The sequence below is a fragment of the Floridaenema fluviatile BLCC-F154 genome (assembly GCF_041929135.1).
In the GTDB taxonomy this organism is placed as follows: Bacteria; Cyanobacteriota; Cyanobacteriia; order Cyanobacteriales; family Aerosakkonemataceae; genus Floridanema; species Floridanema fluviatile.
In genome coordinates, this window is sequence record NZ_JBHFNS010000077.1 from 1 (window position 1) to 19,413 (window position 19,413).

The window sequence follows — 19,413 nt, forward strand, 5'->3', positions numbered from 1 at the left end:
CACAGCAACAACAGTAAGCTGTTACGCATTTAAAAGTCATATTGTAGGGTGCGTCAGATTTAGATATTTTCTTTTCTACATAGGCTTTACCGTCTGACGCACCCTACTCGTTAATAAGTGATTTAAATGCGTAACAGCTTAAAGTTAACGTAAATTTGTTTCCTGGGATAGGTGTTTTGCCTATCCCTTTTGTATGATTAAGGAGGAAGTCATTCTCAACTAATAACAATTTTAGGAAATTTGTGGTGTACATATTCAGATATCTAGAAAATAGCTCTAAATCTTTTCTAATAGGATTAGGTATTGTACTGGTAATTTTAATCGGAGTTATTGACTACCTACTCTCACCTGATATTTCGTCAATATTTTTTCTGATTCCGGTAGCGTTAGTTAGTTGGTTCGTTGGTGAGAAAGCTGGCATAGTAATATCTGTTATTTGCGCTACACTTTGGTTCGGTATTTATCAGATAAAAGGTGAAATTCCATTAGCAAATTATGTTCCTTATTGGAATGCTTTCATTAGACTAGCATTTTATTTGACAGTAACCTATTTGCTCGCTGAGTTACGTAATGCCCGGAAAAGGGAAAGTAAATTAGCCAGAACTGATGATATTACTGGTGTAGCTAACAGAAAACTATTTATTGAGTTAGCTGGTATGGAGTTAAAGAAGTCGCGGCGCTATGGTCATCCTTTTACTGTGACTTATATCGATTTAGATAATTTTAAGAATATTAATGATTATGGAGGCTATAAAGTTGGCGATCATATTTTGCAAACAGTAGCGCAAACTATCAAGGCTACGGTGCGAGAAACGGATATTGTAGCTAGGATTGGTGGGGATGAATTTATTATTTTATTGCCGGGATTAGCTTATGAGCCTGCTCAAATCGTGATTAATAGAGTCCGCGATATTCTTTTAGAAACTATGGATAAAAATCTTTGGCCTGTAACTTTTAGTATCGGCGCTATAACTTATATTAATTGTCCCGAAACTGTGGATGAAATGATCGAAAAATCTGATTATTTGATGTATTGCATTAAGAATAAAGGTAAAAATCTTATTGAACATATTACGGAAATGTAAAATATTTATTTATCAAAATTTAGGCATAAATTTTAAGGGTTAGGAAATAGGAAAGCAATGGCTAACATCCCAAATAAACTGATGAGAGCGATGGAAACTATTGCTAAAATTGTTACTAGCATAGTGGCGATATAAATAAGCAATGTATTATCAGCTTTTGCATTTTTAAATTATCAAGTGGATGTGACAAAAGGATGATTTTTTTGTGTCAAAGCTATGACGCTAAAGGTAAAAAGAAGCGAAATATGCTACCTTGACCAACTTGGCTTTCGACTTCAATTCGACCGCGTTGTAGTTCTACTAAACGGCGCGAGATGGCTAATCCGATTCCAGTTCCTCCAGAATATCTGGATCTGGAGCGATCGGCACGCCAAAAACGCTCAAATACATGAGGTAAATCTTCTGGGGAAATTCCTTGTCCGGTGTCAATTACGGCAATCCAAAATTTACTCGGTTCTGTCCAAACTCTCAAGGTAATTGTTCCTTGAGTGGTGTAGCGAACGGCGTTTCCTAAGAGGTTAACTAAAATTTGTTCGACGCGATCGATATCTGCTAAAACTAATGGTAATTGTGCCGGACATTGTAAGCGTAAAATTGGGCCATCTTCTAATAATTGGTCAGCAAATTTTTGCACTAATAACTCAAGTAAAGGGCGCAAATTCACAGGTTTTAAATTAATTGGTAAGTATCCGGCTTCAGCTTTGGAAAGTTCCTGTAAATCATTGACTAATCTTTCTAGTCGCTTGGTTTCTCTTGCTAATTGCTGATAAATTTCTGGTGATGGTTCAATTGTACCGTCTGCGAGTTCTTCTAAATAACCGCGAACTACTGTTAATGGAGTGCGTAATTCATGTGTTAAATCGCTGACTAATTCTCGACGGCGAACTTCTACACCTTCGAGGCTGGAAGCCATTTGATTAAAGCTAGTTCCTAGTTGATTAAGTTCAGGAATTTCTAAGGAAGGTACTCGTTCATTTAAGCGTCCTCTGGCGAATTTTTGGGTAACTTCTTCCATTTGATTTAATGGTTGAACTATGCGCCGAGATACCCAATAACTTAATGCGCCAGCAGCAGTAGCGCCAGCTAAAACTGACCAAAAGGTGCTGCGACTCCAAGCAATTTCAAATCCTTGAATTAGTTGGGTTCGGGCGTAACGTAATTCGTAGCCATCGCCTTCTAGTTGTTGTAAATGCAGGATAAATATTCTGGGCGAGGAGATTTTGCCAATAATTACTAAGCTGATTACTCCTACCATCATTACTAGGAGATGGGAGAGGAATAAACGCGATCGCAAACCAACTTTACTCATAAAATTAATTACATCTAACCAGGGTCTTCAAATTTGTAACCAATGCCAATTACAGTTTTAATAAAGGTGGGATTTGCTGGGTCTGGTTCAATTTTTTTTCGCAGTCTGGCGACGTGAGTATCTACCACTCGTTCATCTCCAAAAAAGTCATCTCCCCAAAGTTTATCTATCAGTTGGGTACGGTTCCAGGCGCGATTTGGTTGACTAATAAAAGTGCTTAACAAGTTAAATTCTAACGTGGTTAAGTCTAAAGTTTCTAGTCGATCGGGATGAAGTTGTCTTTGGGCAGTACGTTGGTCTACATCAACGGTAAAATGAGGTGTTTTATAGATTAAACTGTTACCTCCTTGTCGTAAACTGCGCCGCAATAATGCCCGAACTCTAGCAACTAATTCTCTGGGGCTAAATGGTTTTACTAAGTAATCATCTGCGCCTGTGGATAAGCCGATTACGCGATCGATTTCTTCTCCTTTAGCAGTTAACATTAAAATATAAGGGTCTTTTGGTCCTGGTTTTTGACGAATCCGAGCGCAAACTTCTAAACCATCTAAACCGGGAAGCATTAAGTCTAAAATAATTAAATCTGGTTGCTGCTGTTGAAAAGTTTGTAATGCACTTAATCCATCACGACTTTGCTGACAAGAAAACCCTTCTTTTTCCAAAGTTAATTGAATTAATTTAGCAATTTCTGGCTCATCTTCGACAATCAGAATTTCCATTGACAAATTTACCTAAAAAACCTTTTAGCAAACATAATAACAAGTAAGGTGGATCTTGCCCACCCTACTTTTCCCAAAAGAAGATTTTAAGAGGAAATTTCCTGCAATTCGCTCAGACGTGCTAAAACTTCTTGACTATGAATTGACGGATTGACTCCGGTGAAAATTTCCCGAATTACTCCGTCAGGGTCAATAATAAAGGTGTGTCTCATGGATAGTGCCCCTAACCAAGAACCATAACCTTTACTAACTTTGCCATTGGTATCAGCAAGTAAGGGAAATTTTAATCCTTCTGAATCACAAAATTCAGCATGGGTATTTACAGAATCGGCACTAACACCAATGATTTGGGTATTTATTTGTTGATATTTTGGCAAGTCTTGTTGAAATCTCCGAGCTTCTAAAGTACAACCAGAGGTAAAGTCTTTGGGGTAAAAATAAAGTACTACCCATTTACCACGATAATCGCTAAGTGATACTTCGCCATCACCTGTGTTTGTGGGTAGTGTAAATGTTGGTGCGGGTTGATCTAAGGCGGGAAGTTTCCCTCCTAAAGCATCTGCACCTGGAATAAAGTTAAACCAAGGAAGTAAGGCTAAAGAAACAATCAGTAAGATGCCAAAAAGGTGACGCAGGAGTTTCATGGGTAAAACAAAGGATGCAACTTTACATAATTTTACAATGTTCTCATTTAAATTTGCTGACATATTGTAGGGTGGTTTAGAGGCTAAAATCCTGATTCTGTCGATCGCTAACTTCTTTTGATGCACCCTACGAAATATAAGTTTGCTGCCGTTAAATAAAAAAGATAAATTTAATTTGTAATTGCCAGTCTTTATCTTGTCGCCATAGTTGAATTTCGCGGATAAATTCGCGGAAATAAAATCGTCTTTCTGATTCAGATAAGTCTTGCCAAAATTGAGGAATAGAGACTGCTTGGGCGGTTTCGCGCAAATTTACGGGGGGTAATTCTGCTAGTTTTGATTGTAGTTGAGCAATTTCGGTGCGGAGTTTGTAGGCGCGAATTTGGCAGGTTTCTTGGTCTAAAATTCCTGATTGAATTAAGTTAGGTAATTGATTGAGAATTTGTTGTTTTTGGTCGATCGCATTTGCCAAATTTTTTTTCAGTTCTTCCATGTCTGGTAATTGCATTTGAGCAACTGCTTTGGGCAAATCTTGGCAAATAATTTCAATAGCTTTATCGAGTATTTCTTGGTAGGAAATAGCTCGACATTTAGGCGATTTAGGACAGTTAATTGGGCGTAAATAAAGATATTCTTTGTCTTTTCTGGGTGTGGTAACTTTGGCGGTTTTCATTGGCGATCGACATTCGCTACAAACTACTAATCCAGCTAAGGAACGGGGGGCGCTGGCGCTGCGGGGAGAGATTCGTTGATTGCGGCGTAAAAGGCGATCGATCTGTGCGGCTTCTTCTCTAGAAATAATCGCCGCATGAGTATCAGAAATAATTTGCTTATTTTGATAAGCTAAATCTCCGCGATAAACGGGATTAATTAACCAACGTTTTCCGGTAGAGACTGAGATTTTTTTGCCATATTTCTTGGCTAAATAACGAACTGCACCTCGCAAAGATCCAAATAATAAAAATTGTTCAAAGAAGTAACGAACTACGGGGGCTGCACTTTTATCTATGATATATTTGTCTTTGCCTCGACGATAACCATAAGGAGCTTTTCCTGGGGGAGGTAAGGCTTTTAAACGATTACGGGCGTGCCCTTGTTTTAAGCGGCGACTACGTTGGGTATTTTGAATTTCTTGTAATAATTTGAGTAGGTCAATTTGGCTAGTTTGGGGAATTTCAGAAGTTGGTTCTCCGACGATTAATTTAATGCCAAGGGATTCGATTTCTGTAAGGCGATTGCATACTTCTTGTACAGAATCTCCTAATTCTGCTAAACTGCGAATTAGGAGATTTTCTGGCGGTTCAGTTTGGCTTTCTGTTAACAGTTGTTGTAGTTGTTGCCGTCCTCCCAAGTCTTGGTAAACTCGCTCTATCTCCGGGGCGAAAATAGATGTTTCGGGTGTAATTTCCCACAATGGATCGCTGTAAATATAAGCAATCTTTTTGACCATTAGCTTATCAGTTACTACTGGATTAAATGAGAAGTTTGCTTGGTGAAAATTTGGGAAAAGTAATTTTTATAGAGTTTGATTTAATTAAAGTTGACTCAATTCAATAATGTTACCATCAGGATCTTTGGTAAACAAGGCTGAGCGACCGGAAGCACTTACTTGAAAAGGACAATTGTGGGAGTTTAATTGCTGTTTTGCCGCATCTAAATCGCTGACGGAAAAAGCTAAATGGCGATTGCGTCCCCACTTTTGGGAGTTGACTGTATCGGGTATGATTCGATCGGCAACAATTAGGTGAATTTGGAAGTTACCAATTTCATACCATGCACCTGGGAATTTTAGCGATCGCTCTATTTTCGACAATCCCAAGATTTTGCCATAGAAATCTTCCGATCGTTCTAAGTTGGAAACAAGAATAGCTGCGTGAAGGCTTTGGATAATCTGCATAGTTTACAGAGTGATACTAAGTAGCCAAAAATAAATTATTACTCAATACAAAATAAGGAACAATACTAATTTACCATCATTTAGGCAAGCTCGGTATGGATAAAAAAAGGTGTTGAAGAATACAGGGATTCAAAATAAGCAGGTATTACTAACAAGTGCAGGAACAGCTGTTGGTGTGGCGATCGAACGGGAAATTATTAAAAATATATTAAGAAAATTAGAGGCAGGTTAAAATAGAACTTGAGATAAAGATAATTAGATACAATATGCGGATGAGATGAATTTGTTCTGGAATCAGTGCTAAACGATCAAAATAACGCCTGAACTGATAAAATTCTACTGGATGCTAATTATTAACGTTTTTAGAAAGGTGTAAGTATGTCAGAAATTAGCAAGGAGGAAATGCGGGAAAGGCTGGGAAACATTGACCAGATCCGCGATATTATTTTTGGGCCTCAATTGCGAGAGTATGATAATCGCTTTGAGAAAATAGAATCTGATATTTCTCTTTTACAGCAGGAAATGCGCGATCGCATAGATCAGGTAAAGACAGTAGTATCTACAGAACTACGTTCAGCCTTTGATTCTTTAGAGAAAAAGCTCAGATCTATTAGCTTAAGTTACCAAGAGGAGATTAGCGATTTACGACAACAAGTCGATCGAGTGAATAAAAAGTTCACTAATTCTGTAGAAGCACTGGATCAAAATATTGACAACCAAACTAATTCACTGCGAAAAGAACTAACAGAAAGTAGAACTAAACTACAAGAAGATGTCAGAACATTAAGAGTTCAAGTTTTTGAAGAACTAGAACGGCGTTTGTCATCAATGAGAGATACTAAAGTTGCTAAAGATGATGTAGCAGAAATTTTGTTTGAAATGGGAATGAGACTCAAAGGCAATGAATTTGTTCCCCAATTAAAACAAGCTGTAACCATTGATGATGATGTTTATACGGCTGTACCAATTATAGAAGAGACCAAAAAATGGGAATAATCTAGAACTAACGAGTTGAAAGCTTAATTAGTTAAGTTTTCAACTCTCTACTTCGCTGACGTAGTTAAAAACTAGAATCAGGGGTTGTCGCTTATGAGCTTATTTCAAGAAAATCCAGCTGGAATGAATCAGCTGGAATATTTTGTTCCTGAGCCTAATCACCTCAATCAAGAAACAGAAACTGACGTAGAAAAGCTAGTCAACTTGTTGGTTGATTTAAACATTATGCGCTCAGATAAATATGATAATGAGTTAACTACTGAGCATAGCAATACAACAACCTTACCATCAGAAATTAGCGAAGAGAAGATAGAAATAGATAAATCAAATGTAGAGAATCACAGAGAAGAGAAGATAGAAATAGATAAATTAGATGTAGAGAATCGCAGCGAAGAAAAGATAGAAGTAGATAAATTAGATGTAGAAAAGCAGGAAGATTTATCAACTGCTCTTCTAGCAGCAATTGAAGAACAAACTCAACAAATAATTTCTCTTCCAGTAGCGATCGATAAGTTAGAAGCAGCTAAACCTTCAGCATCATTACTGGAATATTATGATGATAATGTCGAAGAATTATATGATGCTTATAAACGTTTACAAGTTCTTTTATTAGAACCAGAATTAGGCGATCTAGATAATTTAATTAAAAACCTTGAACAAAAACTTGCTAATATTGAACAGCAAATTTATGAGCCGCAACAGTTAATCAATTTACTTTTACCAATTATTTCTGAATTATTGAGTCGTAAAATTAATGATTCACAACAATCAAAAGAATCAATAATTAATACTATAACTCCCATAGTTCATGATTTAATTAAAGCCAAAACTCAGGAAGATGAAAATAGTATAGCTAGTGCTATTTCCTCAGCTATTTCTCCGGCAATTTTTCTGGAAGCACGTCAAGATCCAGAGGAATTAGCAACAGCAATTGCGCCGATAATTGCTCAAGCGATTAAGAAGCAAATTAAGCTAGAACCGGAAGCGATGATTGAGGCTCTTACGCCAATTATTGACCGGGTAATTAAGAATAAAAGAGAAGAGGATAAAGAGGCTTTAATTCAGGCGATCGCGCCGCTACTTCCGCCAGCAATTTCTCAGCAAATTCGCAGCCATCCCCAGGAAATTGCTCAAGCGATCGCGCCGGAATTAGCAGCAGCAATTAAAGAACAAAATAAATTAGATGAAAATGCGATTTCCAAAGCATTAGCATCAGAAATGGGAAAAGCAATTAAAGAACAAATAGCGATCGAACGAGATGCAATGGTAGATGCTCTCTACCCGGTGATTGGGAGTACTATTAGCAAATATATGGCGGATGCGATTCGATCGATCAATGAAAAAATTGAAAATACTTTAAGTTTAGAAGGAATAAATCGCAAAATTCGCGCTAGAATGCAGGGGGTTTCGGAAGCAGAATTAATTTTAAAAGAAGCGATTCCTTTCAGCATTCGCGCCGTATTTTTAATTCAAAAAAGCTCAGGTTTGTTAATTGCAGAAACTCAACCGGAAGACAAAGAAAAACTAGAATCAGATATGGTAGCAGGGATGCTCACAGCTATTCGTAGTTTTGTGAATGATTGCATTGCTCGATCGGGAGAAGTTTCCGAAATTGATGCGATCGATTATGGCAATTCTAAAATTATTTTAGAAGTAGCAGGATATTGTTATTTAGCCGTAGTAACCCAAGGAAAAACTCCCCAGTGGTACATTCGGAGAATCCAAAGAACCCTCTACAAGATTGTCCATGTTGCTGGTAATGAAATAGAAAATTTTGCGGGAGATCCTGATACTATTCCTCGAAAAGTTCACGAATTTTTAGCCAAATTAATTAAGATTGACGGCTCAGATGCAAAACCTCACAGTTTTCGACCTCCCGGACTGTTAATTTTGGCTTCCTTACTGTTAGGTGTAATTATTTTACCTTGGGGATTCTTTCAATATCGTTATAGTCTAGAAAGCCGCCTAGAAAAAGAGACAATGCAAGCTTTAGCATCGGTTCCCGAATTAGCTGTTTATCGTTTAGAAGCGCGTGCGAATAATGGTAAATTGCAGCTTTCTGGAAAATTACCAAATCAGTATCTTCGCAGCAAAGCTGAAGAAATAGTGAAAAAAATTGCCCCCGATCGGTTGTTAGAAAATAAAATTATTGCAGTGGAAATACCGCCTAGTCCTGCGGAAATAGCTTCTGAAGTAAAACGGGTAACATCTACATTGAATAAAATTAATGGAATTACTGTTTATTCCCTGTACTCAAATGGTAAATTGACTGTTAAGGGAAGGGTATCACAAGTTGAAGATGCGGAAAAAATTACTCAAGCATTCAAGCAAATTCCGGGGGTAAAAACTGTTACTAATACAGTGCAAGTGCAACCGGAAGCGATCGCCGCTAGGATTTATTTTGACTCAGGATCGGCAGAGTTGAAAGCAACAGATCGAGAGAAAATTTTGCAGATCAAAACACTTTTAAATAGTTATCCTGGCTTGTCTTTGCGAATTATGGGTTATAGCGATCGCGTTGGTTCTTTGGAAACCAATCTTAAGTTAGCACAATCGCGAGCAGAAACAGTTAGAAATGCTTTAATTACTCAAGGAATCGATTCAAAAAGATTGCAAGCTCTGGCAGCACCTACACCTCCTTTAGGTGTAGATTCTCAAAAACCATTGTGGTTAGCTAGATGCGTTGAATTTCAACCTGTGGTGTCGCAGAAAAATAATAAGTAATTATGTCTACAATCTCGAAAAAAATTTGTTTGGTGGGTGATTTTGGGGTAGGAAAAACCAGCCTGATTCGGCGTTTCGTAGAACGTCAATTTAGCGATCAATATTTGTCTACTGTGGGAGTAAAAATTTCCCGAAAAACCATTGAATTAGCCGCCAAATCAGAGGAGAAAGCTCAAAATTTACAATTGATGATTTGGGATTTGGAAGGACATACTAAGTTTAAAGCGATCGCACCCTCTTATTTACAAGGAGCTAGCGGTGCAATTATAGTTGCAGATGTTACCCGTCAAGAAACAATCGATCATTTAAAGGAACATTTAAACCTGTTTCTCTCAATTAATTCCAAAGGATTTATTATTATTGCTTTTAATAAATCTGACTTATTTGATGATGAAAAAATGGATAAAATACTTACTACCTATGACTTTAAGGAGCAGGTGCAAGTTTTATCTACTTATGCCACTTCCGCAAAAACAGGTAAAGAAGTCGATCTGATTTTTGAACAACTAGCTCACAAAATAGTTTTCCCCGAATAAATTATATTTTCTTTAACCGATAACTAAAATGAGAAATATCTGCGGTAGCTTTATGATGGTGCGACTATTGAGAAATTTCCCATCTACCTAATAAGCAACTATGAAACAATCAAAAATTGAGCAAATCTTTAACCAAAAACTAATTTTGACATCGATCGATTACTTAGTAATCGACAAAAATTTTAAAGTGGTTGAAATATCAGCGGGAGTAGAAAACTTTACCGAACTTTCGCCAGAAGTAATATTACATAAAGATGTTAGTGAAGTTTTCCCCGAATTAGTGGGAGTAGAGGGTATTCTCAGGGAAGTTTTGCAAGGCGATCGCCAGTATTTTGATTATAAAGGTATTGCGCGTTTTACTGCATCTAATTCTACTTTATACATGAATCTTTATGTTATTAAAGACGACGAAATTACAAATAATCAATTACTCGTAATCTTAGAAGATGTCACAGAAAAAATGCTCCTAGAGCAAACTTTAATTCAAAGAAATAACGAATTAGAACTGTTGTTGAGTAGGCTATCTGCCTCTAACCAATACATCGATAAAATTATCAGTTCAATGGCAGATGCTTTGTTAGTTACTAACCAAGCTGGAAAGATTAGAACTATAAATAAAGCAGCGGAAAAATTATTTGAATATAGTGAAGCTGATTTAATTAACCAACATATATCACTGATTATTAGTAATTGTGAAAACCAATTAAAGATATTTTACGAGGAGGTGTTATCTATTGGGGAATCCTTACCAGACATAGAATTAACTTGTCACACAAAAACAGGAAAACAAATTAGCGTTTCCTTCTCCTGCGCTATTATTCCTACAGAAATTCCAGGCATTCAAGATTACTTATATATTGGTAGAGATGTCACCGAAAAACAAATAATTGAGCGAGAGAGAAAGCGAATAGAAAAGCGGTTGTTTGCCCAGTATTTTATCAGTCGTGTACTTTCAAATTCAGATACTCTTAAGGAAGCACTACCAAAAATTATTCTGGCAGTATGTGAAACTTTAAATTGGGATATAGGTGAATTTTGGATACGGAGAATAAATCAGGAAAATCTCCAATTACAATGCTTAGAAATATGGTTTAAACCACAGATCGAAGTCACCGAATTTGTGGAAGTAACTAAGCAAACGATTTTTAATTTAGGTGAAGGTTTACCGGGGAAAGTTTGGGAAGCAGGTACTCCTGTATGGAGTAATGATTTAGCTAATGATGCTAGCGTAAAGCGATCGCAAATTGCACTCAAAGCTGGAATATCCACCGCATTTGTATTTCCGATTCAGCATGAAAATGAAATTTTAGGAGTCATGTCTTTCTTTAGCTGTCAGCACCAAGGATACGACGAACATTTCTTACAAACAATGCTAACTATTGGCAATCAAATTGGACAATTTATGCAGCGGGAAAAAGCAGAATTGGCGTTGCGTTATGAACAGGAACAAACCGAACGCTTATTGCTGAACATTTTACCGCAAAAAATTGCCCAAAAATTGAAAAGTCAACCTAGCACTATTGCTGATTATTTTAATGAAGTTACCGTAATGTTTGCAGATATCGTTGGGTTTACACAGCTTTCTTCCCGCATCTCACCAACTCAATTAGTAGAAATGTTAAACGAAATTTTTTCTGGGTTCGATCGACTAGCCGAAAAGCATAATTTGGAAAAAATTAAAACTATTGGCGACGCTTATATGGTAGTAGCAGGATTGCCCAAAGCACGAAAAGATCACGCGATCGCGATCGCTGAAATGGCACTGGATATGCAAACGACAATTACTCAATACAATGAAAAAAACCACGAACTTTTAAGTATGCGAATTGGCATTAGTAGCGGAGATGTAGTTGCTGGTGTAATTGGCACAAAAAAATTTATTTATGATTTGTGGGGTGATACAGTTAATACTGCTAGTCGCATGGAATCTCAAGGTTTGCCAGGGAAAATTCAAGTTACAGAAGCAACTTATCAATATTTGCGCGATCGCTACTTATTTGAACAACGCGGATTTATCGAAGTCAAAGGCAAAGGAGAAATGCTTACCTACTTCTTAACTGGGAGAATTGAAAATGTCGGAAACTAATCCCCAACTAACCTCAGATGAACTTCAAGAATGGCAAATGAAAATTACTATTGCCAACCTACATAATATTCTTTGTCATTGTCGCCACTGTGACAAAGAATGGGTAGCATCTACTTATGAAATATGTAGTTGTGGAAGTAACGAAGTGGAACACATTCTTTGTTGGCAGTTCCCTGATGACTAACCCTGGCAAATCTCAAATCAACTAATAACTTAATCTAATCAAATGAAAAATTACCCGTTTAAAAGTAAAATCAAAAAAGTACTTCTAAATCACCCGATCGGGTGATCCTATTGTAGGACGACAAAAACCAGAAAATTTAGGAAGCTTAGGTAATAATCAAGCGAGTTTGAGCAAAGTATGAGAATTATTAAACTGCAAACACTTAGAGGGCCAAATTACTGGAGTATTCATCGCCACAAATTAATTGAAATGTGGCTGGATCTCGAAGAAATGGATGAAATTTATTCCAACGAGATTCCTGAATTTTATGAAGGTTTAGTCGAAGTTTTACCAAGTTTAGAAAATCATTTTTGCTCGCCTGGACATCGCGGAGGTTTTCTCAAACGAGTCAAACAAGGAACATTAATGGGGCACGTTATTGAGCACGTTGCCTTAGAATTACAAACTTTAGCCGGAATGCGAGTTACATTTGGTCGCGCCCGGAGTACTAGCAAACCAGGAATTTATCGCGTAATATTTGAATATCGCCAAGAAGTAGCTGGTCGTTATGCAGCAAAAGCAGCATTAAGATTAGTAGAAACTATTATCGATCGCGGTTACTATCCCGAAAAAGAACTAAAATTAGACTTGGCAGATTTAAGAAAATTAAAAGCAGAAACATCTCTTGGTTTAACCACAGAAGCAATTTTGAAAGAAGCCGAAGCCCGAAAAATTCCTTGGACAGAATTACCAGCGAGAGGTATTGTTCAATTAGGTTATGGCATTCATCAAAGGCGGATTGTTGCTGCCCAAACTAGCAATACTAGCTTGCTAGGAACTGAACTTGCTTGTGATAAAGAAAGCACTATTAAAATTTTACGGGAAGCTAATTTGCCTGTTCCTAAAGGCAAAGTAATTTACCGCTTTCGCCACTTAGAAAATGCCATCAATGAAATAGATTTTCCGATCGTGATTAAACCTTTAGATGGCAATCATGGCAGAGGAATCACCCTAAACATTAACTCTTGGCGCGATGCAGAAGACGCTTACGACTTGGCAAAGAGTGAATCAAAATCCGGCGGAGTGTTGGTAGAAAGATATTATAGAGGACGTGATTTTCGGGTATTAGTAATTAACGGCAAAGTTGTGGCTGTAGCCGAAAGAGTACCCGCCCATGTAATTGGAAATGGCAAATCAACAATTGCTGAATTAATAGCACAGGTTAACCAAGATCCGCGTCGGGGTGAAGGGCATGAAAATATCCTGACTCGGATTACAATTGACGAACATAGCGAACAACTTTTAGACCAACAAAGATTAAGTTTAAATAGCATTTTAGAACCGGGAGAAATCTGCTATTTAAAAGCAACTGCGAACTTGAGTACTGGAGGAACTGCGATCGATCGCACCGCAGAAATTCATCCCCAAAATATTTGGATTGCCCAAAGAGCCGCCAGAATTATCGGTTTAGATATTGCCGGAATTGATATTGCTTCCCCAGACATTTCTCGCCCCTTAACCGAAGTAGATGGCGTAATTGTAGAAGTTAACGCTGCACCCGGATTAAGAATGCACTTGCAACCAAGCGAAGGGACACCACGCAACGTTGCTGCACCGATTTTGGATATGTTATATCCGCCCGATCGCCCCGATCAAATTCCCATTATTGCCGTCACTGGAACTAACGGTAAAACTACCACAACTCGCTTAATTGCTCACATTTTCCACCAAAGCAAAAAAACCGTAGGTTACACAACTACAGACGGCACTTATATCGGTGATTTCTTAGCAGAACCAGGAGATAATACTGGCCCCCAAAGCGCCCAATTAATCTTACAAGATCCTTCGGTAGAAGTGGCAGTTTTAGAAACAGCTAGAGGCGGAATTCTCCGGTCTGGATTAGCATTTTCTCAATGCGATGTTGGCGTAATTTTAAATGTTTCTGAAGACCATTTAGGATTGCACAATATCAACACTTTAGAAGACATGGCTCATGTTAAAAGTGTGATTGCTGAAGTAACTAGTCCCAATGGTTTCGTAGTATTAAATGCTGACGATCCATTAGTAGCAGCAATGGGGAAAAATGACCGAGTAAAAGCTAAAGCAGTTTACTTTTCAATGGATCGTTGGAATCCGATAATTTGGGAACATATCCAAAATGGTGGAGTCGCCGCAGTTTATGATAATGGTTACATAAGTTTCCTTTCCGGGGAAAATGTAATTCAAGTCGAACAAGCGGTAAATATTCCGTTAACTTTGGGCGGAAAAGCACCTTTCATGATCGCTAATGCGTTAGCTGCTGCGGTTGCAGCTTACGTGCAAGGCGTAAGCGTGGAAGATATTAGTACCGCTTTAAGAACTTTCCGCGCTTCAGTGGAACAAACTCCCGGAAGAATGAACTTAATTAATTGGGGAAATTTCCAAGTTTTATTAGATTATGCTCATAATCCGGCTGGGTATCAAGCTTTAGGTCAATTTGTGGGAAATTGGTTAACAGGAGAACGCATCGGTGTAATTGGTGCTCCAGGCGATCGCCGTGACCAAGATTTGCAAAAATTAGGAGTATTAGCTGCCCAAATTTTCGACCGAGTTATTATTAAAGAAGATGAGGATAATCGGGGTCGTAAACGTGGAGAAGTTGCGGCTTTAATTGCGGAAGGAATTACCCAAACAAATGCTGATTTTCCCTACGAAATTATTTTGGATGAACAGACAGCGATCGAAACTTCTTTGCTCAAAGCTAGCGAAAATAGTTTAGTGGTAATTTTGCCCGATAAAGTCGATCGCGCCTTAAATTTACTCAAACAACCCGCCATGTTATAGCAAGAATTGTAGAGACGTTTCATGAAACGTCTCTACAGTTTATTTTGCCACTTTAAACTGGCTTGCCATTTTCTCGATCGCTAAATTGAGACATCAAAATTTGCCGATCTTTCATGGAGATTTCTTGTTGAGGTTTACCGATTTTAATGCCTTTGTCTGCTAAAGCAATTTGGATGCGACGATTAAATTCTCGACTCACTTTCCATTGTTCCAAAGGTTTAGTTTTAAACCAAATTCGCACCAGCAATCCAGCGTGAGAAACTGAATCAATCCCTAAAACTTCTGGAGGTTCCACAAGCAAATTTTGCCATTCAGATTCGGCAAATAACTGTTGAGCAACATCCCGAATTACTTGCAGAGCAAAATTAACATCGCTGTCATAAGCAATGGTAATCGCCACATTAGCCCGCGACCAAGTTCGCGTTAAATTACTAACCCGATTAATTTGGCTATTGGGAATAGTAATAAATTCCCCGTCAGCATTGCGAATTTGAGTAATTCTCAGGTTGAGATTTTCCACAAAACCAGCTACATTATCAACCGCGATAATATCCCCGATCGCATACTGATCTTCTAACAAAATCAAACAGCCATTTACCAAATCCCTAATCAAGTTTTGCGAAGCGAGAGAAACCGCAAAAGCGATTACCGCCCCCAAAGCTAATACTGAAGTAATCGGCACATTAAACCGATCCAAAATTATCAGTATTGCCGTCAAGTAAAGCAGGAAAACTTTTAACCCTTTGAGTGCTTTAGTAATCGTAGTCACTCGCAAATATTTGCGGGTTGCCACATCTGCTGCCGTCAAATTACTACTTTGCCACGCTTCAGCAAAGCGATCGATCATAATATTCGTGAGCCGATTTAAGAAACCTGTAACAAACCAAACTATCAATAGTAAAATCGGAAAAGCCACAATGCCAACAGCAATTGTTTCCGTTTCAGGGAATTGATAAAAAATAAACATCAATCCCACTAACCAAATACCAATCTGCGCCCAAAATAACAACCAGATTAAAAATGAATTAATGTCCAGTTGTTTTTGGAGATTAAACTTATGATGTAGCGTACCGAGAAAAACTGATTGATGAAAATTAGTCGATCGCGATTTTAAATCCGCCTTCGCTAAAGATTCGTGATTTTCTTGGCTTTCCTCTAATTTGAGGAATTTGCGATGCTTTCTGAGCAATCTTTGTAACACCCAAAAAATCAAGCTAGCAGTTAGCATCAATACCGCAATTTGCAAAGCAACACGCAGTTGTTCGGGAAATTTTTCCGGTAAGCGTCTCACCAAAGCTTTATACAATTCTTGTTGCAGAATTTTTTCCCATCGTTGCGCCAATTCAGGTATTTTTAATCCCTGATATTCCGCATCTGTTGGTGTTACTGTCAGCAGAATTTGCGGTTGAGAACGATATTTATCTGTAGCGTAGATAGTGGTTAAACCATTTTGAATTGCGGTGAAGACTCGCAAGGTTTTTGGATCGAAAGCAGTATCGTATTTTCTCCCAGATTGCGATCGCCATTTAGGATCGTAAGCAATAACTCTCCTCAGATTGGCTTCAATTTGTTGTACTCTCACTTCCACAGGAATATTACCTTGCGGATCGTTCCGATCGATCACCGTAGGAGAAGCAACAGTCAAGATTGTTTCATTCTCAAAATTGACAGGCGCTACCTCAATTAATCCTAAACGCCTGACATCGCTGGGCGGTTGACGTGGATCGACGGTACTCGCCTCTGGAAAAGAAAATTGTGCCCAGGTAATCGGTGTCCATCCGATGACTAAAAAAGCACTGAACAATATTGCCACCACAATTCCGGCAACTTTACGTAATTGCTTGTTAATCAAAGGTGTAATTAAGTTTTTGCGTAACTTCATTTGAACCTCGAATTACCTCAAGTAACAGCTTATCAGCTTAAAATAAATTCGGCGATTCGACAAATCACTCATTACCAGAAACTCAGATAAGCTAAATTTTCAACACTTTATTTCGTTGCATTGCTTCGCCCACAGTAATATTTAGCTCATTTCCAATCAACAACACCAAACAACTGAGATAAATCCATAATTGCAACACTATAAAACCGCCTACAGTACCATAAACACGATTAAAATTGCCATAACTAGAGACGTAAATTTTAAATCCTTGAGACAGAACTGCCCATGCTACTGTAGCAAGAATTGCTCCTGGTAAAATCGGAGTTCCCGAAACCCAACGACTAGGGCCAAAACGGTAAATAAAGGCGATCGCTAACGCCGCAATTCCTAAAGCCACAGGCAAACTTAAGCGTTGCCAAAATCTTAAAACATCAAACTGCGCCCAGTAATCTTGGCTAGCAGCAAGATTCACCAAAAAATCAGTAACAAATACTAACCCTAAAGCACTAATCAGTAAAAACATAGTTGCTATGGTTAGCAATATAGAAAGTATTCTCGCTTTCCAGAAAGGTCGAATTTCTTCTGGAGAAAGTCGCCGCATCTTATCCAAAGCATACATTCCCGAACTCATTCCCGCTGAAGCTGACCAAATCCAAAACAGAAAGCTAAGGGAAAATAATGATTGACTTTCGGCTCTAAGTACTTCCTGAATAAAGCCACCAATGAGAAATGATACTTCATCTGGTACGACTTTTGTCACTCTAGTTAATAGAGTTTCAAAAGTGTTTTGTAACGGTTCAAATAATGCAATAGCTGATAAAAATGCCATAATTGCCGGAAACAAAGACAGCATAATATGATAGGTCATTTCCGCAGCTAAACCTGGTAATCTCTGGATGAAAGTCCGTTTTAATACTTCTCGGACGATCGCAAAGTTGAGGTACTTAAAAAACCGGAAAAATCGACGTAACATAGTTTTTATAAAAAACAGGTCGTATTTTTCTTAGTTTAAACTGAACTGGAACGATAATCAAAGCTTGAATCGTTGTATTGGCTACATTTGCCAAGTTCGCAAATCTGGCATATCATTATTTAGTTCTCGATTAATTTTCATCCTTAAGGTGAGGAACAATCCACCAGCAACTAACCAAAAAAATAGATGAAATTCCATTTTCTCCAGCAAATTTCTCAAAAACTATCGCTTTTAGCAACTGCAAAATTGGGCAGTTATTCCCTCTAGATTCCTCTGTTTCTCAGCGGCTGTAGCTACAATTGGAAGCAAAGTGAACCATAGAGCATATCCCTGCTAAAATTTTTACTAAAATCAAAGTTGATTCCCCTGATAATTACAGACTGTAGGGTATCAGCCCACACCCCTAAACTCCACAAAAATTGTAAATTCTTTCCAGCAGGTTTATTTGCAAAGTCATGATTTAGCCAAATTAAATCGTTAAAATTTGTAACGAGATCTTGCCACTTTTCTGTATACTCAAATAAGTACAGAAACGAAATATATCGACTGAGCGTGAAAACGTTGTTTATCGTTCAAATGGAAAAAATTTATGTTGAGAGTTGAACCCCAAAACCGCCCCCTCCTCAAACAAGGAATTAAAGGAGATTGGGTTGTATTTCTGCAAGATGAATTGAACGGATGTGGCTATGGGCCATTAAATTTAGATGGAGATTTTGGCTCGCAAACTTTAGCAGAAGTTAACAAGTTTCAAAAAAATCTCGGTCTGGTGGTAGATGGCATAGTTGGTAGAATTACTTGGACTAACCTGGATAAACATAAAAAAATAATTGGCTGGATGCCAGAATGGCCCAGTTCCCTAACTTTAAGAGGAATGGGTGGTGCTGATAGCTTGCAAAGAGTCCAAGCTTTCATGATTCCAGAAGCTTGGAAATATATGGGTACTTTTCCGCGTTTTTGGGGCAGATATTTCCAAGGTAATTTGAATTTTGGCGAATACCTGCGAGCAATAGAAAATAAACCTCTCCGCAATGCAGGAATTAGAGTTTTACCCATTTCTCGCCAAACTAATAGAGTAGATGAAAGTCAACAAGTAGGAGAACAATTAGGGGCGCTTCATGCTAGAGATGTTTTAAACACCTTTGGCGAAAATTATTTAGCCTCCCAACAAGTAGACGGTTTTTATTTTTTCCTAGATGTGGAACCAACAGATCCTTTATCTGTTGGTTTTTATATAGGATGGTCAACTGCGGTAATTAAAAGTAGTACTAAGGTAAGATTATTACCTGCTGTTTACTTAAATGCAGCAGATAGTATTACTACTAAAAACCTTAGTGCAGCCATGAAATCTGGCGCACAATGTCATGGTTTATGGGTGGCTAACTATGGTAATAATCAGGCGCTAATTTACCCTTGGAATAAAGCCAAAGCTAAAGTTGCAACTCCAGTTCCCTGTAAAGTACTCATGCGTCAATATGCCGGAGACATTAAAAATGGGTTATATGATTTCAATCAAATGAATCCATTTTTAGATAATCAAGAATTAGTCTTGAAGAGATTGATTTTACCTCCTGCATAA

16 protein-coding genes are annotated in these 19,413 nt (G+C 37.9%); 9 read left to right on the forward strand and 7 right to left on the reverse strand.

Annotated features, from left to right (window positions below; genetic code table 11):
- The first annotated feature begins 245 nt into the window (after positions 1 to 245).
- Positions 246 to 1,085 carry a GGDEF domain-containing protein gene (locus tag ACE1B6_RS20350; RefSeq protein WP_413259092.1) on the forward strand — a complete coding sequence of 280 codons (840 nt, stop codon included), beginning with the start codon at positions 246 to 248 and terminating at the stop codon, positions 1,083 to 1,085.
- A 214-nt stretch (positions 1,086 to 1,299) separates the two neighbouring features.
- On the opposite strand, the gene ACE1B6_RS20355 is transcribed toward ACE1B6_RS20350, so the two are convergent.
- The 5 genes from ACE1B6_RS20355 to ACE1B6_RS20375 form a co-directional block, all read right to left on the reverse strand.
- Positions 1,300 to 2,394 (reverse strand): sensor histidine kinase, encoded by a 1,095-nt coding sequence (locus tag ACE1B6_RS20355; protein WP_413259093.1) that lies wholly within the window; start codon positions 2,392 to 2,394, stop codon positions 1,300 to 1,302.
- Positions 2,395 to 2,408: 14 nt separating this feature from the next.
- Positions 2,409 to 3,113 (reverse strand): response regulator, encoded by a 705-nt coding sequence (locus ACE1B6_RS20360; RefSeq protein ID WP_413259094.1) that lies wholly within the window; start codon positions 3,111 to 3,113, stop codon positions 2,409 to 2,411.
- A gap of 86 nt (positions 3,114 to 3,199) precedes the next feature.
- Positions 3,200 to 3,757, reverse strand: coding sequence for a peroxiredoxin (locus tag ACE1B6_RS20365; RefSeq protein ID WP_413259239.1), 558 nt, complete (start codon positions 3,755 to 3,757; stop codon positions 3,200 to 3,202).
- Between the two features lie 151 nt (positions 3,758 to 3,908).
- Positions 3,909 to 5,207 (reverse strand): recombinase family protein, encoded by a 1,299-nt coding sequence (locus ACE1B6_RS20370; protein ID WP_413259095.1) that lies wholly within the window; start codon positions 5,205 to 5,207, stop codon positions 3,909 to 3,911.
- 84 nt (positions 5,208 to 5,291) lie between these two features.
- Positions 5,292 to 5,654, reverse strand: a complete 363-nt coding sequence (locus tag ACE1B6_RS20375) for a VOC family protein (RefSeq protein WP_413259096.1) — start codon at positions 5,652 to 5,654, stop codon at positions 5,292 to 5,294.
- 109 nt (positions 5,655 to 5,763) lie between these two features.
- Here ACE1B6_RS20375 and ACE1B6_RS20380 point away from each other — a divergent pair, with 109 nt between their 5' ends.
- The 7 genes from ACE1B6_RS20380 (at position 5,764) to cphA (ending at position 14,982) form a co-directional block, all read left to right on the forward strand.
- The gene (locus tag ACE1B6_RS20380; protein ID WP_413259097.1) at positions 5,764 to 5,886 is read left to right on the forward strand and encodes a hypothetical protein; all 123 of its coding nucleotides are present in this window, start codon (positions 5,764 to 5,766) and stop codon (positions 5,884 to 5,886) included.
- A gap of 146 nt (positions 5,887 to 6,032) precedes the next feature.
- Entirely contained in the window at positions 6,033 to 6,650 is a 618-nt protein-coding gene (locus tag ACE1B6_RS20385; protein WP_413259098.1) for a hypothetical protein, read from the forward strand.
- 93 nt (positions 6,651 to 6,743) lie between these two features.
- A complete protein-coding gene (locus ACE1B6_RS20390; protein WP_413259099.1) occupies positions 6,744 to 9,374 on the forward strand; it encodes an OmpA family protein in 2,631 nt (876 codons plus the stop codon).
- A gap of 2 nt (positions 9,375 to 9,376) precedes the next feature.
- Positions 9,377 to 9,910, forward strand: a complete 534-nt coding sequence (locus ACE1B6_RS20395) for a Rab family GTPase (RefSeq protein ID WP_413259100.1) — start codon at positions 9,377 to 9,379, stop codon at positions 9,908 to 9,910.
- Positions 9,911 to 10,010: 100 nt separating this feature from the next.
- Positions 10,011 to 11,996, forward strand: coding sequence for an adenylate/guanylate cyclase domain-containing protein (locus ACE1B6_RS20400; protein WP_413259101.1), 1,986 nt, complete (start codon positions 10,011 to 10,013; stop codon positions 11,994 to 11,996).
- The gene (locus ACE1B6_RS20405) at positions 11,983 to 12,180 is read left to right on the forward strand and encodes a hypothetical protein (protein WP_413259102.1); all 198 of its coding nucleotides are present in this window, start codon (positions 11,983 to 11,985) and stop codon (positions 12,178 to 12,180) included. Before ACE1B6_RS20400 ends, ACE1B6_RS20405 begins: the two co-directional genes overlap by 14 nt.
- Before the next feature lie 177 nt (positions 12,181 to 12,357).
- Positions 12,358 to 14,982 carry a cyanophycin synthetase gene (cphA, locus tag ACE1B6_RS20410; RefSeq protein ID WP_413259103.1) on the forward strand — a complete coding sequence of 875 codons (2,625 nt, stop codon included), beginning with the start codon at positions 12,358 to 12,360 and terminating at the stop codon, positions 14,980 to 14,982.
- Positions 14,983 to 15,034: 52 nt separating this feature from the next.
- On the opposite strand, the gene ACE1B6_RS20415 is transcribed toward cphA, so the two are convergent.
- Both ACE1B6_RS20415 and ACE1B6_RS20420 read right to left on the reverse strand, forming a co-directional pair.
- Entirely contained in the window at positions 15,035 to 16,864 is a 1,830-nt protein-coding gene (locus ACE1B6_RS20415) for a mechanosensitive ion channel family protein (RefSeq protein WP_413259104.1), read from the reverse strand.
- A 91-nt stretch (positions 16,865 to 16,955) separates the two neighbouring features.
- A complete protein-coding gene (locus ACE1B6_RS20420) occupies positions 16,956 to 17,837 on the reverse strand; it encodes a YihY/virulence factor BrkB family protein (protein WP_413259105.1) in 882 nt (293 codons plus the stop codon).
- 589 nt (positions 17,838 to 18,426) lie between these two features.
- On the opposite strand from ACE1B6_RS20420, the gene ACE1B6_RS20425 reads away from it, so the two are divergent.
- On the forward strand, positions 18,427 to 19,413 hold the full coding sequence (locus ACE1B6_RS20425) for a peptidoglycan-binding domain-containing protein (protein ID WP_413259106.1): 987 nt from the start codon (positions 18,427 to 18,429) through the stop codon (positions 19,411 to 19,413).